Genomic DNA, 24,026 nt, shown 5'->3' on the forward strand with positions numbered 1-24,026 from the left:
CACTACTGTCCGGTTAACTGAGTCGCCTTTCGGCCTAAGCGCATGAATGAATTACATGTTTTGGCAAATTTGGATGGTGTCGACTTGAACGGCGACCCGCCTTCAGGTGATTGTCCCCCGGGTAACCCCCGGAGGATTCACGCTGTATGTCGGCCAAACCCTGTTTGCGCAACTGATGGATTGCTTGCCTTGGACCACGTTTTCCCGAATCGTCGCCCGCTATGGTGGCGATTATCGTATTCGGACGCTGCCCTGCACCGAACACTTTCGGATCTTGGCCTTTGCTCAGTTGACCTATCGCGAAAGCCTGCGCGATATCGAGGTCTGTCTGTCGGCGCAAGCCGCCAAGCTGTATCACATGGGAATTCGCACCCCGGTGAAACGGGCCACGCTGGCCGATGCCAACGAGCGCCGAGACTGGCGGATCTATGCCGACTTCGCCCAGCGCTTGATCCAGCATGCGCACAAACTGTACGCCACAGAAGATCTGGGCCTGGACCTTGCGCACACGGTGTACGCGCTGGACTCCACGACCATCGATCTGTGTCTGGCCCTGTTTCCGTGGGCCTCGTTTCGCCAGACCACGGCCGCGGTCAAACTGCACACCCGGTTGAACCTTCGTGGGGCGATTCCCAGTTTTATCCATATTTCCAATGGGAAACTGCACGATGTCCACGCACTCGACCTGCTGCTTCCAGAGCCTGGAGCGGTGTACGTCATGGATCGCGGGTACTTGGACTTCGAACGGCTGTTCACGCTGCATCAGGCCGGCGCCTTCTTTGTCACCCGTGCCAAGGCGAATGCCGACATGCGCCGCATCTATTCGGCCCCCAACGATCGGGAGCAGGGCATTCTGTGCGATCAGACCATCGCGTTGTCCGGATTCTACACGCAACAGAGGTATCCTGTTCATCTGCGTCGTATTCGGTTCAAAGATCTCGAGTCGGGCAAAGGCCTCATCTTCCTGACCAACCTCTTTGGTCCGCCAGCAACCACCATCTGTGCCTTGTACAAGGCTCGCTGGCAAGTCGAATTGTTTTTCAAATGGATCAAGCAGCATCTGCGCATCAAGCAGTTCTATGGCACCTCAGAGAATGCCGTGAAGGTGCAGATCTGGACCGCCGTGTCGGTCTACGTGCTCGTGGCCATCGTCAAGAAGCGGTTCACGCTGAATGCCTCACTCTACACATTACTACAGATTTTTTCCGTGACCCTATTCGAGAAAATCCCTTTAACTCCGGAGTTTCTCAACACCAAAAACGATGGTGAAGATGAGAGGTCTTGTAACCAATTGAATTTATTTCATTCTTAACCGGACGGTAGTGGTATGGTGGATTAATTTAATGCAGGAGGGAAGATCGGGTCAGATCCCAATCGAAAAGAGATTCGGATTTTCTCCAAAATGTAGCAAACCTTTTAAGGTGATTTGTCGCCCTCTGGCCGTTCGATCCAGATACCCAGATTGAAGTAGAAAAGGTTCGTATACATCTTCTAATGTGGATTTTTCTTCTTGGACCGCTGCGGCCAATGCGTCGATGCCAACCGGTCCTCCCTTAAATTTTCTGATTATGGTCAGGAGTATTTTGCGGTCCATTTCATCAAAACCTGCCTGATCGACTCCTAACCATTGTAAGGCTTCCTGTGCGACAGATCTCGTGATCCGTCCTTGGGCCTTAACTTCTGCAAAGTCACGCACACGTTTGATTAATCGATTAGCAATACGGGGAGTCCCACGAGCCCGGCTGGCAATTTCTCCCGCCCCTTCATCCTCAATGTGGATTCCGAGTAGTCTAGCGGAGCGGGCAATGATGACCTGCAAGTCTTCAGGCAGATAATAATCCAAGCGATAAACAAGCCCAAAGCGTTCTCGCAGAGGAGAGGTGAGGGAGCCTGCACGTGTCGTGGCTCCAATGAGCGTAAAAGGTGGGAGATCTAATTTCATGGTGCGCAGAGAGGGGCCCTGTCCAATCACCAAATCAATCTGGTAATCCTCCATGGCGGGATACAATACCTCTTCGGCCGCTGGAGGCAATCGGTGAATTTCATCAATAAATAGAACATCCCGTGGTTGAAGATTTGCCAAAATGGCGGCTAGGTCGCCCGCGTGGGTAAGTACCAGCCCTGAGGTAGAGCGAATCGTGCCGCCCATTTCTTTGGCGATAATATGAGCGATGGTGGTTTTTCCTAACCCAGGAGGTCCATAAAAAATGGCATGGTCCAAGGCTTCTCCTCTACCCGTTGCCGCCTCAATACAAACCCGAAGCGATTCTTTCATCCGCTCCTGGCCGATATACTCCGTTAAGCGTTGAGGTCTCAAGGTCCCCTCAAAGCTTTGTTCTTCTTCTATGAGATGAGTGGTAAGAATCCGGTCGTCCATATATGGAATCAGTCTAAACCGAACTATTGGAAGAAATGCATTCTTGACGATGTTGGGAAAATAGAAGAGGGAGGAGAACTCCCTCTTTCGGGAAATGACTCAATAACTGAAAGCAGACTGCGAAGTGAGATAAAACTAAGGCTCCAAACAGGCCTCCTAGAAACCTGAAAATAGATCCTGGCAGCCAAGACAGAATTCCACATTTACTTGCCGTTCAAGGAAATTCACGAGAAACCCTTGCTTTTCATACAAGAGCTTGGCACCCATCAGTGTTTCATTGGGAAAATCCTCTGGTCCCAGGAGATCACGAATTTCTTTTGTGGACTTGGCCCCGAGGATGTGTCGGAAGATGCCACGGACTTTATGGGCAAATCGATTATTGATAAATATGAGATCCACTTTCCCGTCTGTGATACGGACTCCTGCCATTGCACCAGTTGGATTTTCTTTGTCCCACAACAGAATAAAGGTGCCCTCTTGCTCTGCCCGAACACCGGAAATTCTTGCTTCGACAAGGGCCTCAACGGCAGTGGCTTCAGGGTCCCCTAACTTCACTCGATAGAGTGAAATTTCTGCAGCATTTATTTCCTTCGCCTCTTCAATGCTGTTGCGAGTGAGTTCGTATTTGGCGGCCCATCCTGGTGGAGAAATTGACAAAAGACTCGTCAGAATAATAGTGGCAGTCAAGATACATGCTGCTTTCAAATTCTTCATGAAATTCCTCATCAATAAGGGAAATGAAAATAAGGTTGGGGAAAAAGGATACGATTCCGTCTATTCAAAATAGATACATGAAAACTGCAGGATTGTATCCGACCTTTTGTGTAAGGGTCAATTCCATTGGTCAAAGAGAAGCCACAGTCAAGGGGATTCGTATGATATACTCGGCTTCCATGAATAACTCTATCGTGATCAGGGGCGCTCGCCAACATAATCTCAAGAATCTCGACCTGGAGATACCTCGGGATCAGTTGGTGGTCATTACGGGCTTAAGCGGATCAGGTAAGTCATCTTTGGCCTTTGACACGATTTATGCCGAAGGCCAACGTCGATATGTCGAATCGCTCTCCGCCTATGCCAGGCAATTCCTTGACCAAATGACGAAACCGGATGTGGATTCCATTGAAGGGCTTTCGCCTGCCATTTCCATCGAACAAAAGACGACGAGTCACAACCCTCGGTCCACGGTGGGGACGGTCACGGAAATCTACGATTATTTTCGACTCCTCTTTGCCAGAATCGGACAACCCTTTTGCTATCTTTGTGGGAGTGCCATTGCGGCGCAAACGGTGCAACAAATGGTGGATGCCATAATCGGGCTTCCTCTTGGCACAAAAATCCACATTTTGGCTCCCATTGTGCGAGGACGTAAAGGCGAATATCGCAAGGAATTATTGGCGGCTCGCAAAGCTGGATTTGTTCGGGCTCGTATTGATGGAGACATTCGGGATCTCGGGGAGTCAATTACATTACATAAACAACGCAAGCATACCATTGAGATTGTGGTTGATCGACTCATCGTCAAGGCAGAGACCGGGGTGACGCGGCGTTTGGCCGATTCGGTAGAAACGGCCCTCAAGATGGCGCAGGGACTCGTTGGAGTGCTGACAGAAGATGATCAAGTCCGGGTCTATAGTGAACACCTGGCGTGTATCCAATGCGGTGTCAGCTATTCGGAAATTTCCCCAAGAATTTTTTCATTTAACAGCCCTCATGGTGCGTGTGAGGGATGTGATGGTATTGGGTATGAAGCTTCCAGTCATTCTGAATGGGAGGAATGGACCTTCGATACCCCTTGTGCGATGTGTGGCGGAGGTCGACTGAGGAAGGAAAGCCTTGCCATAAAAATTGGGGAGCAGTCTATTGCTGAGGTGACCCATCGGTCTGTGGGAAATATCTTGGCTTTTATGGATGCGTTAATTCTCACCGATCGCGAACAAATGGTTGGGCAGCGGGTGCTGAAAGAGATTCGGGAGAGGCTGGAGTTTTTGCACAACGTCGGGTTGGGCTACCTCACCCTGGATCGCCCTTCTGCCACTTTGTCTGGAGGGGAAGGACAACGGATTCGATTAGCCACGCAAATCGGATCAGGATTGGTGGGCGTGCTGTATATCCTGGATGAACCCAGTATCGGGTTGCATCAGCGGGATCACCGACGGTTACTCCAAACATTGTTACGATTGCGTGATATGGGGAATTCGGTGGTGGTGGTTGAGCACGATGCCGAGACCATGCGCGCTGCCGACTATATATTGGATTTAGGGCCGGGGGCCGGTGTGGAAGGTGGACAATTAGTTGCTCATGGTCCTCCCTCGGTGGTGATGGCTCATCCAAGCTCGCTGACCGGTCAATATCTCAAAGGGAGCCGACGAGTGTCCTTGACCCAACGTGCACGGCAGGCCAAAGGATTTTTGACCGTCGTGGGCGCGGAAAAGCACAATCTTCAGCACGTGACTGTAAACTTTCCATTAGGTCTGTTGACGTGTGTTACCGGTGTGTCAGGGTCAGGGAAAAGCACTCTGGTCGTAGATGTGTTGTTCCGATCCCTGGGACAGGGTTTTTCCCAGAAGAAGCCGGTGTTTGAGGGGTGTCGGGACATACGTGGACTTGGGCAGCTGGATAAACTGATTGATATTGATCAGTCCCCGATTGGACGGACTCCTCGTTCGAATCCCGCTACTTATACCGGCCTCTTTAGTTTCATTCGTGATCTCTTCGCGCAATTACCGGAGTCTCGAGTGCGAGGCTACAAGCCAGGCCGCTACAGTTTCAATGTCAAAGGTGGGCGATGTGAAGCTTGTCAGGGTGATGGCCTCATAAAAATTGAAATGCATTTTCTCCCGGATATTTATGTGACCTGTGAGGCCTGCAATGGGCAACGGTACAATCGCGAAACCTTGGATGTGACCTACAGGGGCCGAACGATTGCAGAAGTCTTAAACATGACAGTGGCTGAGGCCTTGGAGTTTTTCGTGAACATTCCGCCACTTCGTACCCGACTGCAAACCCTATCAGATGTGGGCCTCCATTACATTAAACTCGGGCAATCGGCGACTACCTTGTCAGGGGGAGAAGCCCAGCGTGTCAAGCTTTCCAAGGAGCTCTCGAAACGATCCACTGGTCGTACGCTCTATATTCTGGACGAACCGACGACGGGACTGCATTTTGTGGATATTCAACGGTTGCTGGATGTACTCGACCGGTTAGTGGAAGCCGGAAATACGGTCCTTGTGATTGAGCATAATGTGGATGTGATTCAGAACGCGGATTGGGTCATTGATTTGGGGCCGGAAGGTGGAGATCAAGGAGGATGTGTGGTGGCGGAGGGCACACCGCAATCCGTGATGAAGGTTAAAGCATCGTGGACGGGGCAGGTGCTGCTGGAAGATTTTAAAAACCGGTCTTTCTGAGGAAGGCTAGGGTTTTTTCTTGTAAATATTCAGCCCGATTTTTTCTTCTCGATCGGGTATTGAGACATTGCCTTCGGTTGAGGCAATGATCGTTGTTTTGCCCGATGAAGAAGGCCCAAAATCCTTCGACAGGTCTACCGTAATTGTTAGCATCGTTCCGTTGACAGTCAATTCCACATTTTTCATGGTTGTATCCTCTCTAGAAGTGCAGATCCATACAGGTTGAAGGGTGCCGGCAGAATTGCTGCCCTACTCTGACAGGCCCGCAAGGACCAAGAGTGCTCCTGCGCCGATGATATAGGGCAGGACGCAGGTATAGAATACCGATTCAAAAGAAGAATATTTCCATGTGGAAGTAGGGCGGGACAAATGGTTCTTATAAATGAATTCATATGAGAAAATAAGCATACCAATGGTCAGGACAAGCACCCGACTGGTTCGAGGCCACGTGTAGAGACCAACGAACAAATAGCTGGCTGTATGAAAACCACTAAATGCACAAAGGATGGGAGCCAGAAAAAAATGGAGAAATGATGATGAAAGTCGAGGAGAACCCATAGCTGGTGGGGTTGAAATCCCTGGATGTTCCATTATTTGACTTCGGCAGGCACCGAAGGGGTGGACATGGCAGGTTGGGGGAGAGACTGCTGGTCTGCGCACGTTTTGCACACACGCGGGCGTCTTTTCAGATAGGAGACCTTTCCACTAGCCAGACAACTATAATGAACGAAATGTTCACAGATGCTGCAACGAGACCATCCTCCACGGAGCATGGTAAGGTTTCGGTACAGGCCTTCATGACATACCCCGCACAATTCGGGTTCGATACCCAATAACAGGGGCTCCCAATCTCCGGCTCGATTTCGAATGCTCATTGAAGAAAAGTATACTGAGTAATTCAGATGAAAACAATGAAGAAAATTTTTGGGACCCGTTTACTGTCTATATCCCTGAGTTTTAGGATCACAATTTGACACTCCAAAAATCCATTTGATAGGGTCACCAACGATTCCATCCATCCTTCCACGTCGTCTATTCGCTCCTTTGTGAACATTCAAGCCTATTTAGATCAACAGCGCCAACGGGTTGACCAGTTTTTGGAGAAGAGTCTTCCTCTGCTCTCGGCCAATCCTCAACGACTGTATGAGTCCATGCGGTATAGCCTTTTGGGTGGAGGAAAACGCATTCGTCCGATTTTGACGATTGCCGCTGCCCAAGCGCTGGGGTATGACCGTGACGCCATGTTACCGTTCGCCGCTTCTTTGGAGTTTGTTCACACGTATTCCCTTATTCATGATGATCTTCCCGCGATGGATGACGATGACTATCGGCGCGGCCGCTTAACCAATCACAAAGTATTTGGCGATGGCATGGCTATTTTGGCAGGTGATGCGTTGTTGACCATGGCGTTTGAGTTATGCAGTCAAGTTGATGGAACAGAGAGTTTCTCGTCCGCTCAGCAGTTAGCTATTGTGCGGGAATTGGCAAATGGTTCAGGGCACCAGGGAATGGTGGGCGGACAGGTCATGGATATTCAGGCTGAAAATCAGGAGATTGATTTAGCGCACCTCCAGCAAATCCACACCTTTAAAACAGGGCGTCTGATTCGGGCCGCAGTCCGGATCGGCAGCATTATCGGAGCGGCCACGACCCAGCAAATGCAATGTTTAACCGACTATTCCGAGGATATTGGGCTGGCGTTTCAGATTGCCGATGATGTGTTGGACATGGTGGGGACACGGGAGGAATTGGGAAAGGATGCAGGAACGGATGAAAAAAGAGGGAAGCGGACCTATCCTTCATTTTTTGGGATTGAAGGCGCGAGGCAACTGGGAGAAGAATGTGTCCAGCGGGCGATAGCCCGATTGAATACTTTTGATAAACAGGCTGACCCCTTACGACACATTGCCACTTATATAATGGCGCGACGGTCTTGATCCTCTCTAGTATGGCGCTGCGGTCTTGAAGCGACATTACACAGTTTCCCACCCTTCTCACTGACAACAGTTTGGTTGGTGCAGGTCATGCGGTATTGTTATTGAGGGCATTGGCAACCTCGGATTTTTATGAAAGTACTCATTACAGGGTCTTCGGGTTTCATTGGGGCTGCAGTGACACGAGCAGTCGTTGCGAAAGGCGATGAGGTCCGTGTACTCATTCGGCCCACAAGTAATCTGAAAAATCTTGAAGGGTTACGCGTTGAAACCGTTCAGGGAGATTTGCAGGATCCCTTGTCCCTCAAGAAAGCTATTGCCGGCTGCGAAGGGCTTTATCATGTGGCGGCGCATTATGCGTTATGGGATCAAGACCCTTCTATCTTTTATGCCATCAATGTCGAGGGAACCAAAAATTTATTCCGTGCAGCACGGGAATCAGGCGTTCAACGAATCGTCTACACTAGCACAATTGGTGCGATCGGATTGCCTGATGAAGGAGGCCTTGGAAATGAAACATTCTTTCCTTCCTTGGCCCAACTGGCAGGGGATTATAAGCGATCAAAATTTTTGGCTGAGCAGGAAGTCCTTCGCATGGCTCAAGAGGGTTTGCCGGTGGTTATTGTCAATCCAACGGCTCCAGTGGGAGAGCGCGACGTTAAGCCCACTCCAACTGGCCAAATTATTGTAGATTTTATGCGTGGCCGAATGTTGGCGTATATTGAGACCGGGATGAATTTGGTGGATGTTGAGGATGTGGCCACAGGGCATATCCGGGCGATGGAGCGCGGTCGGGTGGGTGAGCGGTATATTCTGGGAAATCAAAATCTTACACTGAAAGAAGTATGTCAGATGCTCAGCCGACTAACGGGAGTGCCTGCCCCGCGGCTTCAATTGCCTTGGAGGCTTGTCCTACCCATGGCGCATGTGAATCAATGGATTGCCAATCTGGTCACCCATCGTCCACCCAGAATTCCCTTGGAAGGAGTGCGGATGGCCAAGTATCACATGCATTATGATTGCACGAAGGCGCGCCAGGAACTGTCGCTTCCCCAAACCCCGGTGGAAACAGCACTCAAAAAAGCCGTACAGTGGTTTCGCCAGCACGGATACGCCTGATATCTCCTCCGCAAGCTTTGCCCATCACTATTACAATATAGCCAAATTGTGGAATTTATTTTTCTGCTCGCCCACCTTGGTATCTCATGCCCGATGCTTTTGTATTTTTTGGGGTCATTCTCCGTGTGGGAAAATATCTTCGAATACCGGCTGACAGGCAGGTTTTTCGGCTTCACGAAGGCAATTTTTATGGGTGAATAGGCCTTGACCCGAACGAAATGCCTATGCGGGGATGGGCGTTCGTCGGATTCCTTTCTTATATCTATAGGTATCGTTGGATGGAGGGTGGCCGAAACGTAACAGACCCCATTTCTGGTGAGGTGGTGAAATGGAAGTTGCTATTAGGTATTTGTCTCTAGCGCGATATCCTGGCCCTTAAATTAATTTGTGGGGCTTCTGAATTGGGGAAATGCTGATGGGCATAGAAAGTTGCATTATTTATCTCCTACTCACCACAGTGCTTCTCTCTTCATTGTGGCGAGGGTGGTTCCATTCCATTATTGCCGAGTCTTGAGACGGAATGAAGTGGCATCCTCAATAATTTTTGACCCCATTGCGGGGCGTGTCGCTTGAGGCCACTACCGCAGGGCCGGTATGATGCAATCATGAAGGGATTTCTAATTCGATGCGGGATCACGGGGTTTGCGGTATTGTTGGCAAGCCAGATAATCCCTGGCATTGAAATCACAGGGGTTGCGTCGGGGATTGCCGCAGTAGTCATTCTTGCATTTCTCAATTCCATCATCCGCCCAGTGCTTTATCTACTTTCAGCACCATTTATTTTCGTCACATTAGGGCTATTCATGGTTCTCATTAATGGATTCCTTCTCTATCTGGTATCAATTCTGGTGAAAGGATTTATTGTCTCCGGATTTTGGCCGGCGGTGGGTGGGGCGATCATTATTAGTTTGGTAAGTGGATTATTAAATCTCTGGATTTCCGAGCAAGGCCGGATAGAAATTGTCACGCATCCTTCATCGGGTCGAAAAATTCGCCATATAAATTAACGGAACAACTCCTTGGATATTTCATCCAGCGTTTAGGAGAGATTCAGGGATTTCTAGAGGACCGGGGAAAAGCCCTTCACCCCCTTAACCATCAGCATATCCGACAATTCATTGTGCACAAATATTCTGAGAGGAAACGCATGCATGTCCAATCGTCTTGAATCCACACTAGCTACCAAGCAACAAAGTACCCTTCAAAAGATTCTGACCTCCGTGGTCAATGAGGTCGGGATGGAAGCGGTCTTGGTCGCGATTATGACTCATGATGGTGGGCCATTGGTCGAGCAGGTTTCCCGGGGGTTTTCTCCAAGAGAAGTCCGAGCGATTCTTCGTGCACTTTCAATGGAGGATTTGAAAAGTTTGGCCGTTCGTAATGGGGTTGGCGGGGAATTGGAGAGCGTACTCAGAATTCGCATGGTGACTCCTGGGAGCAAGGTTGCCTTGGTCCTTCCCTTAAAGTTTGGCGGCCGAGTGTATGGCACACTGGTATTGGCCAGGAGAGAAAATTCCGCCCTGACCAAAAGAGAAAAGACGACTCTCTCCACCAATGTCTCGCATATTTCCACAGAATTAAAGAAAGCGGGACTATTTGGCTCCTCTCTGATATTGAGCAAGCCAGTAGTGGGTAATGAACCTTTGGCAATAGGTGTGGCTGGGGAAGGGGGTCCTGCGCCCGTAGCTCGAACGTATTCGAATGCGGAAGTCCAAGAGCGGATAGGGAGCATTTTGACAGAAGAAGTCAATGGGGGACTGTCCTTTGATCGTGGCTGGGTCAGCATTTATGACCCTCTTGCCGCGACGCTGGAAGTGTTGGGTGTATTCGGAACACAGAAAAAGGATGTGAGCCCGGGGCAGCTTCTCTCTCTCGATGATTCGGCTTCCGGGTGGTCTGTTCGTCATCGAAAGCCTCGCTGTGACAATAATTTGGCTTCAACCCAAGGGCGTTTTCACGACTATAAACAGCTCTATCGTGATCGGTTCGCGTCGACCATTGTCGTTCCTTTTTACGTCCGGGGACGGGTGGCGGGGACCGTTACGTTAGCGTCAAAAAATCCCAATAATTTCGATCAAATTGGGAGCGAATCGAAAGGCCTCGAGGCCATTACGACCAAATTGGTGGAATTGTTTGAAGACCCATCGTGTCATCTCTCCGTCATGGAGGTTGCCCCGATTCAACCCGAGCAGCCTGCTCTCAAAGGGCAGGTGATGACTGCTCAATCGGAGGGAGGGGATGTTCGTAAGGAAGAGCGACGTGCCGCACTGCATGAAGTGAGCTCGTTTCTGGCTACAGAAATCCGTGAACCTATTGGGTTTATCAGGGCTCAGTTAGAAGAAATTACGACCGATGCCGACCTTGATTTCGATTCGCAAACCCGGGTGGAAAATGCCATGCGGGATATGATTCGTATTGAAACGGTCTTAAATGAAATTCTGGACTTTGCCAAACCGTTGGAACTTGATCGAAAAATGTGCCGGGTTCAGGATTTATTGGATAAGGCTTTTTCGTTGGTGTCGACGGACATTCGAGTAAATCGGATTGAGGTCCTCAAAAAAGTGCCGGCTCGGTTGGCCCAAGTCCGGTGGGATGAAGTGAAAATGCAGCATGTATTCCTGTGTATTTTCAAAAATGCCATTGAAGCCATGTCTCCAGGAGGGCATTTGCGGGTGGAAGTCATGCTCACTAGAGCTCGAAAACCGGAACTTCAGATAATTATCGCCAATGATGGAGTGCCCATACCGGCCGAATTTGTGGAGAAGGTGTTTGAACCCTATTTCACCACAAAACGATCAGGGACTGGATTGGGTTTGGCGACCGTGAAAAAAGTCGTTGAGGAGCACCAGGGTCAGATCAGTATCGCTAGCGAGCCAGATAAGGGAACGACCGTTACTATTCTCATGCCAGCCCCACGTCCAAGAACTCCCTATCGGCCACGCCGTCCAGCTTGAACCAAAGAAAGTACCTAAAGCGGTGTCATTTCAAAATTTTCCCTATTTTGGTTTGGTAAGCTTGACACTACCGGCCAATCTGAATAAGATCGCCTTTTCTATATGAATAACTTGGGCAATGTACATATCCAGACCATTTTCTATTGTTAACCAGTCTTAACCAACAAAGGAGCGGTCTTATGAAAGGGATTGGAATTTTTCTTGGAACGGTGGGTGCTAGCACCCTTGCCTTATCAATGGCCTTTGCCAATCCAGGGTTGTTGCCAGCTCACCCGGGTTATCCAGCTGCTGGGAAGTCTCCGGTGACGGGGCAATCTACCGCTAATGATCCTGGCCAAACGAATGTAGGAGGAGAGACAAGTTTGTTGTCTTCTCAAGGATTTGGCAGCAAAGCTGCTAAGAATGATGTTAGTGATCCTAATCGTGGCCGGATCATAAATTCTGGTGGTGCCGGTCGGTTGCCTGAAGTCGAAGGCCCGCTCAACAAAACCAACCCGAATCCGGCAGGGGCCAAATCGACTGTTATTAAGTAATTTACTTTTTGCAGTTTGAATACTCAGGAGAAGGGTGCCAGAAATGGCACCCTTTTTTTTATGGCCTCTTTTCCCCGCATCCTTTGTCAGGACTTTTCCATTCCTAATTCTGACCACCAACAAATACGGCTGGACTTGCCTTGAACCGGATTGATACGGAACTTGGCAAAGCCTTGAAGGGCAAAATTCGAAGACAAGGGCCAATGACCTTCAGGGACTTTATGGCTGCGGCCTTATATGATGAAAATATGGGGTTTTATGCAAAGGCACCAAAAATTGGGAGTCCTGATGGGCCGTTTGACACCAATGCAAGATTCCCGGCTTTCGGATATGCCATTGCCAAAGCCATCACGTATGCCGAGAAGGCGTTGGGATTTCACCTGCGGGTCTTGGAATTGGGTGGAGGAACCGGCCAGTTGGGGAACAATATTATTTCTTGTCTTGAAAACGCTCATGAATACGTCGTTCTAGACCCAAGCCCTGGGTTGCGAGACAAGCAAAAACAAAGAGGATTGCATGCGATCAACAATATCGACTGTTTAACCCCAGGACCGACATTTGTGTTCGGGAACGAAGTGCTTGATGCGTTACCCGTTCATCGAGTAATGGGAATGGGCCATGAGGAAGCATTGGAATTGTATGTGGATCTGGATGAGGATGGGGAGTTTTGTGAGCAACCGGGTACTCTTTCAACGAGGGAATTAGCCGAGCGGTTGAGTGACGATAGGGTGCAGCTTGGGCGAGGGCAAGTCGCAGAAATTTGTTTGGAGTTGAAACCATTCCTCAAAAGCATAGGGAGAGTTGTGGATCCAGGGTATGTAATTTTTATCGATTATGGTGATTGCGCCTCAAATTTATATTCCCATCGGCATAGAAATGGGACTCTTCGTTCCTACTATCACCAGCAACAAGTGTATGACCCATTTTTCGCTGTGGGTCAACAAGACTTGACGGCAGATGTGGATTATACGGCTGTTTGCTTCATCGCAGAGGAAATGGGTTTTGAGGTAGCCGAGCCTATTTCTCAAGGAGCATGGCTGAGAAATCTTGGAATTCTGAATTATAAAGGGCCAACGGGTGTCAGGGAGTCTGATCAAGAAGAGATTGATGTGCTCACTAGGCCGACCGGCTTGGGAAGTACTTTTGACATTCTCATATTCAAAACAAAGGGTCTCACTGATGGGCCAGGTCTACAGCCAGCTTCATAAAGGACCTGTCAAAATATCCACTAGCCTGCCAAATCTCACCATAATTTTCTTTGAACCGACATAGGCGAAGGGGGACTGTGGTGAGAGATAAGTCAAAAAAATAATTTTTTTTGAAAACGAGCATGATGCCCAAATTTTAGTCAATGCTTCCAGTACACACAAAATGTGTGTTTGCTCTTTTTTTTTATCACAAAATATTGTAGACTCCAAAAATTCATTCGATTGTCTAGTGATCTCCTTTCATTTTCCGCAATCATACACACCTAATTAAGTGGTGCTTTTCGAGATCTCACGTGGTGCGTGGCACGCGTGATGCACTGACTCACCTGTTGAGAAGAGTGGGAAGCAGGAGGCTTTCAAAGGAGGGAGAGTTATGAAGTGTGTACGATGTGATGGGCTTATGGTGGTTGATGACTGTCTGGACATCAAGGGCGCGATGGGAGAACTTTGGATCAAAGCGTATCGATGTATTATGTGCGGGAACCTGATGGACCCCGTCATTAATCATCATCGCACTGATGGTCCGGTTCAGGCGCAGGTTATTCCATTTCGGAAGCGCCTACGAAGAGCTCCACGGACTCCTGTTGCTCGATTGACGGCCTAAAAGGCGGACAGAAAATTTGAGAGATCCGGTGTGACTTGGGAGGAAAAACTCTCTCAGGTACCGATTGATTCCTGGCGCAGGATGAAGTTCTCGTGCTCCGCTGTGGCCAGGACCTGACATCAATAGATTAAATTCCGGGTTCTTCCGGCGTTTTTGAATCGGGTGTGTTTAGATTTAACTTTCTTATTCACATGGCCTTGGTATAGTCCTTTCCTCGAAACTCTGCCAATTTTTTTTATCTGCGGTTATTCCGACATGACTGCTTGAGTTTGCCTGACAATTCTTGCTTTAGTTATTTATTGGGCATGTCCCCCATGGGGATGATCTCCTAGCCGGCTCAGCTCTGCATGCGTGGGCCCACCTTTTCTGGGAGAATCCCCAGTCCGTGAATGCTATTTTTCCCCTCCTGGATAAGAATTGTAGAACATTTCATTCCCAACGTTGATACGCTATATTGTTTAAGAAGTCTAAAAATGACCTGAGTATGCAATGTAATGGGGAATAGTTATAGATTTTAGGAGTGTTTTGGCAGCTTCCCTCCCCTTCCCACCCCCATCATCGATCCCCTGATAGAGGATTCATTTCATTTGTGAACGGTGACCACCTCTTTTTCCTGGGCCTAATGGGAATCCTGTTGGTGCTCTTTATCTGGGAACGATGGCGCTATGATTTGGTCGCCCTTAGTGCTTTGCTTCTTTCAACCGTGTTGGGGTTCGTTCCCTCCGAAGAAGCATTTTTAGGATTTGGTCATCCTGCCGTGGTCACCGTGGCGGCTGTGTTAATTATCAGTCGTGGATTGAGTAACGCGGGGGTCGTGGAAATTCTTACGCGCTATGTCAAGGGTGCAACGTCTTTTTCCCCGTCCCTCCATGTGGCTGTCTTATCTTCTCTCGGTGGATTGATTTCAACCGTCATGAATAATGTGGGAGCCCTGGCGTTACTGATGCCGGTAGCTATTCAATCGTCTGTTGAGGCCAAGCGGTCCCCGGCCGTGGTGTTGATGCCCCTGGCTTTTGGAACGATTTTGGGCGGTATGGTTACTCTTATTGGGACACCTCCCAATATCATTGTGGCCCATTACCGCGCAGAAGTTGCCGGCGAGTCATTCGGGATGTTCGACTTCACTCCTGTAGGAGGAATCATGGCGCTGGTGGGAATTCTCTTTGTGGCGCTAGTGGGTTGGCGTCTCATTCCCATTGCTCGACGGTCTCAAAATGCGCCGCAAGACCTGTTTTCAATACAGGAATATTTAACAGAGGTTGAAGTGCCTGAAAATTCTAAGGCAATAGGAAAATCCCTGTCTGAACTGGAATCGGCCACTGAGGATTCTGACGCCTTAATTATTGGGTTGGTGCGGGGTGACCAATCTATTCGGGGGGCGGCTTGGAGGGAACACATTCAAGTCGGCGATGTCCTGGTCCTTGAGGCAGGACCGCAAGGTATTAATAAATTTGTATCCACATTGGGTTTGAAGTTAACAGGAACCCAGCCCAAGGAGGAGGTTCAGGAATCTGAAAAAAAGCCATCCGCAGGTAAGGATGGGGATATGCTGTTAGAGGCCGTCGTGCCGCCTGATCGTTCTTGGTTGGTCGGGCGGATGGCGGGTTCTTTAAAGCTGCGAAGCCGGTTCGGAATTAACTTGTTAGGAGCATCTCGTCAGGGCACTCCTTACCGTGGCAGGCTGAGGGAATTCCGGTTCAAAGCCGGCGATGTGCTGCTGTTGCAGGGAGAAAAAGACCGGGTCCTGGAAGTGATCGGACTCCTCGGATGTCTTCCCTTGGCCGAACGGGGAATTCAGTTGGGGAAGCCTGGTCAGGCGTGGCTGGCTGGGGGGTTATTCGCCCTGGCCTTGGGCAGCGCCATGTCCGGATTGGCGTCACTTCCGATTGTATTGATTTGTGCCGCCTTGGGGATGGTGCTGTTCAATATTGTATCGCCGAGGGATGTGTACCAGGCCGTGGATTGGCCGGTCCTGGTATTGTTGGGGGCTATGATTCCTATTGGGCAAGCGCTGGAACGAAGTGGAGCGACGACTCTGTTGGCTCAGTTTCTGGTTGGCATGATGGAGGAGTTTCCTCCCGTAATGCTCTTAGGCCTAATTATGATCATGACGATGACCTTGTCGGATGTCATGAATAATGCGGCAACGGCCGTTGTCATGGCACCATTAAGTGTCGCGGTGGCCCTGAATCTTGGGGTGAATACAGATCCCTTTCTCATGGCGGTGGCTATCGGGGCATCGTGCGCTTTTTTGACTCCAATAGGGCATCAAAATAATTTGTTGGTCATGGGGCCCGGGGGATATCGATTTGGGGACTACTGGCGGATGGGATTGCCTTTAGAGTTGTTAATTCTTGTGGTCTCCCTTCCCCTCTTAGTCTTCATGTGGCCCTTAACGGGTCAAGGGTAAGGGGTTTCTGAATAAGAATTTAGAGGAAAAAGTGGCTTTCTCATTCCGAACCCATTCTTCCCGAAAGGCCTCCCGCCTCTTTTTTAGGCGGGTGGTCTACATGCCCACCGACCTTGATCCGTTTCGCACCCTCTTGAGCAGAATTATATTGGTGGTCATGCTGTTTTGTTTTTTGACGGGGATCCTGTGGTTGGATCGAAACGGGCTCAAGGATCAGATAGACGGGGAGATCTCATTTTCAGATGTGATTTATTTCACGATGGTCACGGTGACCACAGTCGGCTATGGGGACATTGTGCCGGTCACTACACGGGCGCGCCTGATTGATGCATTAGTCGTGACGCCGGTCCGCATATTTCTATGGGTCATTTTTTTAGGGACCGCCTATCAATTGGCGTTCAGGCAATTTACCGAGGTATTTCGCATGGCAAAACTCCAGAGGTCACTCGATCAACATGTCGTCATCTGCGGATTCGGGCATACCGGATACTCGACCGTCAAAGAACTGCTCGCCAAGGGCACAAACCCTGACCATATTCTGGTCATCGATCCCGGTGAGGAACGAGTACGCATCGCGGGAGAATTGGGAGTCGTGGCACTCCGAGGCGATGCGACGCAGGAAGGGTTGCTGAAATTTGGTGCGTTCCTCAATGAAGCCAAAGCCGTCATTATTGCGGCTGGGCGGGATGATACCAATGCCCTCATATTGTTAACTGTCCGTAATTTGAATTCCCGTTGTCGGGTAATTGTCAGTGCGAAGGAAGAAGAAAACGTCAAACTGTTTCGACAAGGAGGGGCGCAAACCATAATTTCCCCGGCAACATATGGCGGATATATGTTGGCGGCTGCAGTGGACCAACAATATTTGGCAGATTATTTAGAGGATTTTTTGACAGCGGGGGGAAAGGTCAATATCCAGGAGCGAACAGTGGAGAAGCAGGATGTCGGGAAGACGGCTTTGGATTTACAGCCGGATGTGCTACTCCGGGTGTATCGGCAAGGAACGATTATTTCACCCTGGGAATTTCAAAAAAATCATAGGCTGGAACAGGGCGACATCATGTTATTGTTTAAACCGGTTTCGGAGGATACGCATTCCGCTTGAAAAAACTCTCTCCCATTCCTAAAAGATGAGTGGCCTCGCGTTGGCCATGATTAATAAAATTCCGATGACTCCGATTAAAATGGCCACGCCCCGTCTTAAATGGTGAGCAGGAATCGATTGAGTGATTTGTGACCCAAACAGTAACCCGAGAAGACTGCCGAATAACACTAATCCTGTTAGCACCACATCCAGGTGTGCCCCTTTGAAATGGCCGATTACCCCGCCGATGGAAATAAGGGCAATGATCAAAAGTGACGTGCCAATAGCTAAGCGAATGGGAAATCCCATGAGAAACATCAAGGCGGGAACAATGAGAAACCCTCCTCCGACTCCAAAAAATCCGGTCAATAGGCCAACTCCCCATCCGAACGTGAGGGCTTTTAACGCACAGCGCCAGGAGAATTCCTTTGCGCATCCGCTCGGAACGTCGTTGTGTTCTCCTTCATAATTTTTCCAAAACGTCCACATGCTAATAAACAGGAGCAGATTGCCAAATGCAAAAAGGACCAAGGAGTCCGGAACGAGTTGGTGGCCATGAGCTCCAACCCAAGCACCGACCATTCCGGTCAGGCTGAACAAAATAGCAGAGACAAAGTGAACGCGTTGCTGGCGACTCTCATGCCATGCCCCAAAGAGGGCCGAATAGCCAACGACGATGAGTGACATGGTCGTGGCATTTTGAACCGGTACGCCGACGACATACACTAATAAGGGAATGGCCACTAATGATCCGCCCCCTCCTGTGGCTCCTAACAGCACGCCGACAATTCCACCAGACAGAAGCGCCAACAGGTAGTGGAAGTCCATGAAAAATTAGGTTGAAAAAGGAGCGGGTGAAAGAATAAAGCCTGAAGCGTCAAAGGCGTGCGACATGCTTTAACTAGCAACGTGGATAATATCAACCAGCATAATTGGCGATGAAATACTACCGGAAGAACGAAAGGAAAAAATGGGAGGTCAATGTGTCCTTGTCTTCCTTGGATAGCCTGAAAAGATAACGAATCCATGACCCTGCCCAAGGCCATGCGGATAAGTTCTCAGACATCAGAAACGTCATGAAATCTCCCGAGTTTGAATGAAACAATCTTTTGAAGCGGAATATGAGTTCATTGTATGGGGAGAAATCGAATGAGACAAGAGTCTCCGGTTCGGACGAAGGCGTCCTCATTATTCTTGTTTTCGATGATTGGTTGTACCGATAAGAGATTAACGTTTTCCAGTGTGTGACGCATGAGGTTGATTGAACGTCACTTGAATAATATTTGACCAGCGGGCAAATAATCCGGGAAAGAATGGCGGGTAGGAGGTACCTGTTTTGTCGTCCGGATCATGTCGGTTTCGGGATGGCGGCACTTCATTTTCCACGCCGCGACCAAGTCTCAATTCCAACGCCTCGTTTTGCCCCCCGCCATACCCCATTGATCATTTTGTGGTCCGTTCTTCGTTCAATGAAGGATGTGCAGCCGAATTTATCCTTGTATTTTCCACGTGAAACCGCCGGGAATAACACCACTCGGCTCGTGACGGCCACGTAATGGGAAATATCACTAGTAATATTGCTACGGTCATGGACAATGGCCGTCTCGATGGGTCTTCCTCGCAGTTTTTAATTCCCCATCTTTTTTTTATACGTCTCAGGAATCACAATGCTGTAGTGGATGTTGTCAGCCAAAGTTTGCCCTCATCTCAAGGCGTTGGATGAATGGAGTCAAGCTAGCCTGATTTGCCACAGTCCGCTCATCCCAAAATGGACATGAGAGAAAATCCGGACATGCCATTGGAACTGACCGGCCCCCACGAATGTCATACGGATCAAACAGAGAAGAGGAAAAATCTTTTAAAAAGGATTCTTTTTCCCTCCCCGCCTTTCCTGAAGGCAAGACAGTTTGGGAAAGGCTGAGGGGTTTTGACAGGTAATTGTGTGAAGGGAAAAAGAAATTTTTTAGTTAGGGGAAAACGGGTTGATCCGAAGAAGATTGCCGTGATAACGGGTTAAAAAATCCCTGGAGAAGATTTCCTCCATATTCAGGCTGGAAAAATTATGAATCTTCTTGTATCGCATGATCCTGTCATGCGTTCCCAGACCTGGCTGGAGATGAAGCGATTTGAGTGATGGGAAGGATAAGTCGAAAGGTTGTTCCGTGGCCCACTTCACTTTCGACCGTAATGTGACCGTGATGGAGGTCGATGGCATCTTTCACAATTTTTGTGCCGAGTCCGGTTCCCTCCTTTTTGGTGCTAATAGCTTGAGCGGTAAAGAGGCGGTCTCGAACTTCAGGCGGCATGCCTCTCCCTGTATCGGCTACCGTCAACTCGACAGTATCCGGACGCGGTCCCGGAGATCCGCCGACCGTGACTGACCCTCCACGTGGGACTTCCGGGATGGCATTGTTGATGAGATTGTAGAGGGCGTTGAACAAGCGACGTTCATCGGCATCAATGACAGGTAGGGCATCAAGACCATTGGTCAGGAGAGTAATCCCTTTTTCTGCGGCGTAGGTGCGAAGAGTGTCGAGCACCCCATTCACAATATCTCCTATGCGACAGGGTGTGAAATGTGGAGGACTGGTCACACCTTTGACGGCATCCGCAATTTCACGCACACGGTCCTGAATGCGTCGGGCATTGGTGACGATCATACGTATCAGATCCAGGCTGTTGGCATAACTGTTCTCCGCTCCTTTTGCCTTTTCCTGGATTAAGGTGGGGAACTGTTCGTCCAATTCATCCTTCAATAAATCGGCACCGGAAAGCACAGGCATCAACATGTTTTTGATATCGTGTCCGATATCCCCAAGAACTCTTGTCACCTCCGCAAGTTTGGCTTCTTCTACTAACTGAGCCGCCATACGTTTTTTCTCAGTGATATCCTGAAACGTGACCACTGCCCCCGCAAGTTTTCCCTGGTCATCCCAGATTGGGGTGCTTGTATACCGGGCGGGAAAGCTCGTCCCATCTTTTTTCCAGAACACCTCGTCCTCACCCTGGTGAACCAACCCATCCTTATAGGCCCTATAAATGGGGCATTCTTCCGCCGGGTAAGGAGAGCCATCAGATTTCGTATGGTGCCAGGTGATGTGACTGGGTGTGCCAAATAGCTCCCCTGGATTATAACCTAATAACGCATTGGCCGCGGGATTGACAAAGGTGTGGTGTCCTTTGAGGTCTAACCCGAAAATTCCTTCACCGGCGGCCTGTAAAATCATATCGTTGTGTCGACGAAAATCTTCAATGGCTTTTTCGCATTGCTGCCGATACGTAATATCTTGAAAAATCACCACGGCGCCGACCAGGACCCCTTCATGCCGAATAGGTGTGCTGGTGTATTCGACGGGAAAACTGGTCCCATCTTTCCGCCAGAACACTTCGTTATCGCCTCGATGGACTTGGCCATCCTTGTATGTCGCATAGTTCGGACATTGTTCCTGAGGGTAGGGGGTGCCATCGGCTTTGGTGTGATGCCACAGGGAGTGGCTGGGTTGGCCGATCAGTTCTTGAGGCTCGTAGCCCAGCATTTTCGCGGCTGCCGGGTTCACAAAGGTATGTCGCCCCTCCAGGTCCAACCCGAAGATCCCTTCACCGGCGGCCTGTAAAATGAGGGCGTGGTGTTGTTCAAGATGTTTCAACATTCGGGGAAGGTCGGAATTGTCCTGCTGTACATTTTCTGGTGCTGGTGGCATGGCGCTCTTCCTACTCGTTAGGTTCGGGGACTGGAGAAGATGTCTCCAGTCCCTGAAATAAAATTTCTTGTCACCCCCGCTGAAGGGTTTGAACCGAATTTCCGGTTATTTGGCCAAGGTCCGGATGTACTGGATCACTTGCCAGATCTGGTTATCTGGCATACCGGAAAACGCCATCATGCCTGTCCCCGGCGATCCGTTTTTGATAATCCAATAGAGTTGTCCGTCAGAAATATCTTTCATCGTTTCTCCACAGGTGAAGTTTCGAGGATGGGGATTCAACGCCGCGCCCATTGGTCCTTGTCCGTCTCCTTTCTCGCCATGACATTGTGTGCAGGCCAGGGGTTGAGCGGTTTCGTGATATACCTTTTCTCCCGCTTTGATGTGCTCTTGAGAGTCGGGTAACGGACTGGTCATATTGCGAAACTTGCCAGGTGCCCGTTTGGTGTTGCGTTGTTGTGGGCATACTCCTGACGGTCCTCCGGATGGTGAAGCCGTGCCGGCCACTTCCGGGGCACCCTTAAACGTGGTCTTCAAATAGGCAATCACATCGGATACCCCTTCTGTCCCCCCAATGGTCAATCCCCAATACGGCATCATGGGAGATTTCCCGACTCCTTTCCCACCGTAATAGATCACGTTATACAGATAATCAAGAGGAATTTTTTCAAAAGGAATATTGGCATGCACCGCCGGTTTGGGTTCCAGGCCTGACGCCGCCGGCCCGTCGCCTTTCCCATCAGCACCGTGACATTGGGCGCAATATTCTTGATAAATTTTTGCCCCGTTTTCGATATTCGGGTGGTCGAAATCGGCACTCTTCCATGGTTCATAATAGGGGAAATCTTCATTCCCTCGGGTCGCAATAAACCCCGACACATATCGCAGTCCGAGTTCACTCACATCCCCGACAAATTCTCCACTGTGGGGGACAAAGTCGGGGGGATTGGAGTTGAAGCGATAAATCCAATCAGCCTTCAGTCTTTTCCCCGCCCCAACAAACGAGGTACTTTGCGGCCCTCCGGTCTTTTTCCCATCCACCATAATCTGATGACAGGCAATGCAGGAATGTTGTACGAAGATTTCTTCTCCAAACTTCGCTTCCTGCTGGCTGAAGGTGGACATATCAAGGGATCCCTTCTTCACTCGCGAATCCTGAAGGTGTGTCTCGAAATAGTCGGCAAGACCTTCAGCTTCCTGTTGAGAAACAGTCATGTGCTGGTCAGGTTGTTGAGTCTGATCCCAACGGTAGCCCTTGGCATACAGCATCGGTTCTTTTCCAGTCAGATAACGAATCAACCAATCACGTTGAAACTTGCTGCCCCCCCACATGAGATCCGGGGCTTTCAAATCGAATCGGCTCTCACCCTCCCCTTCAAACTTATGGCAAGTCGAACAGGTCGTGCTGATCAGGGATTCTGGATCTTTTCCGTCAGCGGCAAAAAGCGAAAAGGGGAACAGAAGACAGAGAAGTACACTCATCTTGAGTATGAGAGCATGGCCTTGTGCCTTCAAGTGGACATTACTCATGTGAGCCATTGGAAAAACCTCCTTAAATAATTGATTAAGAAAGACAAGAAATTTTCCTCATATGTGGGATTTTGTGATTTAAAAGAATTTTTTGAGCATTCTATGGGAAAAATTGCCCCATCCCGATCACACCCTAATTGGGGAATTTTGACGCATAAGATCCATTCTTATCTCTTTTCCGATCAATAGGGCAAAATAAAGCAAAATCAACACCAAAAAGAAAGGCTAAAAGATGTCCTCACAGTTTTTTCCGTATCGAAAAGGACTGTAGGCATCAAAAAGATAGAGGTAGGCATCCCTCTTTTTATAGATGGTTGAGCTCCCGTTGTTCCATGGCCTTCGCAACCGCAGTCAGAAGTTTCTCTTTTTCAACCGGTTTGACCAAATAGTCAATAATCCCATTCTTCATCAAAGACGTGGCCATCGTTAAATCCGGAAATCCGGTCAACACAATCAAGGAGACATGCGGGAATTCATTTTGAAAAAACTGAATAGCCTCCAGTCCATTCAGCTTGGGCATTCGGATGTCGGTGAGGATCACGTCCAGTAACAGAGGATTTTCTCCACTTTTGAGTTCTTGCACTGCCTGTTGACCGTCTTCGGCCTCAATCACGTCGTAGCCGGCTTTCTCCAATGACAACCTCACCACTTTGCGCACATCCGGTTCGTCATCAACTACCAAGATCCGGCCCAATGATGTTTGGCCGCTGAACATGGCCCCTGTTCGAGATTGACTGGCTGTTTGCTCCATGAGCACCCTCCTTCGGTAAAAATTGTTAACACCCCCTCGATTTCTCTTCTTCATGCCTATAACAAAAGCAAACCAAATGCCACATGCAGTAAAGGAAAAAATTATAAATAAAATCAGTTGTTTGCAGTGGAATGTGCAATGGGTTGCAACGAAAATATGATGGATCGTTAAGCCTGATTTAACGGATGGAGTTAACACGTTAACCGCTCAAGCTTTCAAAGATTTCCTGGTTTGCTTGGATTAAGGGGAATCGAATTTTATTGAAAGAAACTTAAATAGCCGCCGGTGAGGTTGAAGACATGGGTGAAGCCATGCTGGAGGAGAATGCGTGCCGCGAGATACCCGCGTAATCCGACACGACAATAGACGACCGTTTCCTGAGGGGGATCCAGTTGCTGAAGATGGTCTCTC

At 49.2% G+C, this 24,026-nt stretch carries 19 protein-coding genes; 11 read left to right on the forward strand and 8 right to left on the reverse strand.

Annotated elements, in window-relative coordinates; translation table 11 throughout:
• The first annotated feature begins 142 nt into the window (after positions 1–142).
• Entirely contained in the window at positions 143–1,312 is a 1,170-nt protein-coding gene (locus ACTRXD_RS00250) for an IS4 family transposase (RefSeq protein WP_442429897.1), read from the forward strand.
• Positions 1,313–1,363: 51 nt separating this feature from the next.
• On the opposite strand, the gene ruvB is transcribed toward ACTRXD_RS00250, so the two are convergent.
• Together ruvB and ACTRXD_RS00260 are read right to left on the reverse strand one after the other, a co-directional pair.
• Positions 1,364–2,377: a Holliday junction branch migration DNA helicase RuvB gene (ruvB, locus tag ACTRXD_RS00255; RefSeq protein WP_442429883.1), complete on the reverse strand. Its 1,014-nt coding sequence runs from the start codon at positions 2,375–2,377 to the stop codon at positions 1,364–1,366.
• Between the two features lie 156 nt (positions 2,378–2,533).
• Entirely contained in the window at positions 2,534–3,091 is a 558-nt protein-coding gene (locus ACTRXD_RS00260) for a hypothetical protein (RefSeq protein ID WP_442429884.1), read from the reverse strand.
• 161 nt (positions 3,092–3,252) lie between these two features.
• On the opposite strand from ACTRXD_RS00260, the gene uvrA reads away from it, so the two are divergent.
• Complete coding sequence (uvrA, locus tag ACTRXD_RS00265; RefSeq protein WP_442429885.1) at positions 3,253–5,787, forward strand: excinuclease ABC subunit UvrA; 2,535 nt, start codon at positions 3,253–3,255, stop codon at positions 5,785–5,787.
• Positions 5,788–5,793: 6 nt separating this feature from the next.
• Here the strand turns inward: uvrA and ACTRXD_RS00270 are convergent, their stop codons facing one another.
• Positions 5,794–5,973, reverse strand: coding sequence for a hypothetical protein (locus ACTRXD_RS00270; protein ID WP_312743221.1), 180 nt, complete (start codon positions 5,971–5,973; stop codon positions 5,794–5,796).
• An 860-nt stretch (positions 5,974–6,833) separates the two neighbouring features.
• On the opposite strand from ACTRXD_RS00270, the gene ACTRXD_RS00275 reads away from it, so the two are divergent.
• The 9 genes from ACTRXD_RS00275 to ACTRXD_RS00315 all read left to right on the forward strand — a co-directional run bounded on the left by ACTRXD_RS00275 (position 6,834) and on the right by ACTRXD_RS00315 (position 17,654).
• Positions 6,834–7,724 (forward strand): polyprenyl synthetase family protein, encoded by an 891-nt coding sequence (locus ACTRXD_RS00275; protein ID WP_442429886.1) that lies wholly within the window; start codon positions 6,834–6,836, stop codon positions 7,722–7,724.
• 129 nt (positions 7,725–7,853) lie between these two features.
• Entirely contained in the window at positions 7,854–8,840 is a 987-nt protein-coding gene (gene hpnA, locus ACTRXD_RS00280; RefSeq protein ID WP_442429887.1) for a hopanoid-associated sugar epimerase, read from the forward strand.
• Positions 8,841–9,445: 605 nt separating this feature from the next.
• The gene (locus ACTRXD_RS00285) at positions 9,446–9,847 is read left to right on the forward strand and encodes a phage holin family protein (protein WP_312743228.1); all 402 of its coding nucleotides are present in this window, start codon (positions 9,446–9,448) and stop codon (positions 9,845–9,847) included.
• A 144-nt stretch (positions 9,848–9,991) separates the two neighbouring features.
• Positions 9,992–11,794: an ATP-binding protein gene (locus tag ACTRXD_RS00290; RefSeq protein WP_442429888.1), complete on the forward strand. Its 1,803-nt coding sequence runs from the start codon at positions 9,992–9,994 to the stop codon at positions 11,792–11,794.
• A gap of 179 nt (positions 11,795–11,973) precedes the next feature.
• Positions 11,974–12,327 carry a hypothetical protein gene (locus ACTRXD_RS00295; protein WP_442429889.1) on the forward strand — a complete coding sequence of 118 codons (354 nt, stop codon included), beginning with the start codon at positions 11,974–11,976 and terminating at the stop codon, positions 12,325–12,327.
• 140 nt (positions 12,328–12,467) lie between these two features.
• A complete protein-coding gene (locus tag ACTRXD_RS00300; protein ID WP_442429890.1) occupies positions 12,468–13,535 on the forward strand; it encodes an SAM-dependent methyltransferase in 1,068 nt (355 codons plus the stop codon).
• Between the two features lie 373 nt (positions 13,536–13,908).
• Positions 13,909–14,139 (forward strand): hypothetical protein, encoded by a 231-nt coding sequence (locus ACTRXD_RS00305; RefSeq protein ID WP_312645826.1) that lies wholly within the window; start codon positions 13,909–13,911, stop codon positions 14,137–14,139.
• Between the two features lie 589 nt (positions 14,140–14,728).
• Entirely contained in the window at positions 14,729–16,549 is a 1,821-nt protein-coding gene (locus ACTRXD_RS00310) for an SLC13 family permease (protein ID WP_442429891.1), read from the forward strand.
• Positions 16,550–16,649: 100 nt separating this feature from the next.
• Positions 16,650–17,654 (forward strand): potassium channel family protein, encoded by a 1,005-nt coding sequence (locus ACTRXD_RS00315; protein WP_442429892.1) that lies wholly within the window; start codon positions 16,650–16,652, stop codon positions 17,652–17,654.
• A gap of 18 nt (positions 17,655–17,672) precedes the next feature.
• Here the strand turns inward: ACTRXD_RS00315 and ACTRXD_RS00320 are convergent, their stop codons facing one another.
• The 5 genes from ACTRXD_RS00320 to ACTRXD_RS00340 all read right to left on the reverse strand — a co-directional run bounded on the left by ACTRXD_RS00320 (position 17,673) and on the right by ACTRXD_RS00340 (position 24,007).
• Complete coding sequence (locus ACTRXD_RS00320) at positions 17,673–18,461, reverse strand: sulfite exporter TauE/SafE family protein (protein ID WP_442429893.1); 789 nt, start codon at positions 18,459–18,461, stop codon at positions 17,673–17,675.
• Positions 18,462–19,723: 1,262 nt separating this feature from the next.
• On the reverse strand, positions 19,724–21,334 hold the full coding sequence (locus ACTRXD_RS00325; protein ID WP_442429894.1) for a PAS domain S-box protein: 1,611 nt from the start codon (positions 21,332–21,334) through the stop codon (positions 19,724–19,726).
• Positions 21,335–21,439: 105 nt separating this feature from the next.
• On the reverse strand, positions 21,440–22,873 hold the full coding sequence (locus ACTRXD_RS00330) for a c-type cytochrome (RefSeq protein WP_442429895.1): 1,434 nt from the start codon (positions 22,871–22,873) through the stop codon (positions 21,440–21,442).
• 295 nt (positions 22,874–23,168) lie between these two features.
• Positions 23,169–23,615, reverse strand: coding sequence for a response regulator (locus ACTRXD_RS00335; RefSeq protein ID WP_442429896.1), 447 nt, complete (start codon positions 23,613–23,615; stop codon positions 23,169–23,171).
• Between the two features lie 257 nt (positions 23,616–23,872).
• On the reverse strand, positions 23,873–24,007 hold the full coding sequence (locus tag ACTRXD_RS00340) for a rhodanese-like domain-containing protein (RefSeq protein WP_442429898.1): 135 nt from the start codon (positions 24,005–24,007) through the stop codon (positions 23,873–23,875).
• Positions 24,008–24,026: the final 19 nt, after the last annotated feature.

Source organism: Nitrospira sp. T9, assembly GCF_052156535.1.
Taxonomy (GTDB): Bacteria; Nitrospirota; Nitrospiria; order Nitrospirales; family UBA8639; genus Nitrospira_E.

Bases quoted from the DNA above. Each gene is read 5' to 3' on its own strand.
- ACTRXD_RS00260 (WP_442429884.1), bottom strand. From the start codon at position 3,091: ATGAAGAATTTGAAAGCAGCATGTATCTTGACTGCCACTATTATTCTG.
- ACTRXD_RS00315 (WP_442429892.1), top strand. From the start codon at position 16,650: ATGCCCACCGACCTTGATCCGTTTCGCACCCTCTTGAGCAGAATTATA.
- ACTRXD_RS00295 (WP_442429889.1), top strand. From the start codon at position 11,974: ATGAAAGGGATTGGAATTTTTCTTGGAACGGTGGGTGCTAGCACCCTT.
- ACTRXD_RS00335 (WP_442429896.1), bottom strand. From the start codon at position 23,615: ATGGAGCAAACAGCCAGTCAATCTCGAACAGGGGCCATGTTCAGCGGC.
- ACTRXD_RS00285 (WP_312743228.1), top strand. From the start codon at position 9,446: ATGAAGGGATTTCTAATTCGATGCGGGATCACGGGGTTTGCGGTATTG.
- hpnA (WP_442429887.1), top strand. From the start codon at position 7,854: ATGAAAGTACTCATTACAGGGTCTTCGGGTTTCATTGGGGCTGCAGTG.
- ACTRXD_RS00325 (WP_442429894.1), bottom strand. From the start codon at position 21,334: ATGCCACCAGCACCAGAAAATGTACAGCAGGACAATTCCGACCTTCCC.
- ACTRXD_RS00320 (WP_442429893.1), bottom strand. From the start codon at position 18,461: ATGGACTTCCACTACCTGTTGGCGCTTCTGTCTGGTGGAATTGTCGGC.
- ACTRXD_RS00290 (WP_442429888.1), top strand. From the start codon at position 9,992: ATGTCCAATCGTCTTGAATCCACACTAGCTACCAAGCAACAAAGTACC.
- ruvB (WP_442429883.1), bottom strand. From the start codon at position 2,377: ATGGACGACCGGATTCTTACCACTCATCTCATAGAAGAAGAACAAAGC.
- ACTRXD_RS00330 (WP_442429895.1), bottom strand. From the start codon at position 22,873: ATGGCTCACATGAGTAATGTCCACTTGAAGGCACAAGGCCATGCTCTC.
- ACTRXD_RS00270 (WP_312743221.1), bottom strand. From the start codon at position 5,973: ATGAAAAATGTGGAATTGACTGTCAACGGAACGATGCTAACAATTACG.
- uvrA (WP_442429885.1), top strand. From the start codon at position 3,253: ATGATATACTCGGCTTCCATGAATAACTCTATCGTGATCAGGGGCGCT.
- ACTRXD_RS00305 (WP_312645826.1), top strand. From the start codon at position 13,909: ATGAAGTGTGTACGATGTGATGGGCTTATGGTGGTTGATGACTGTCTG.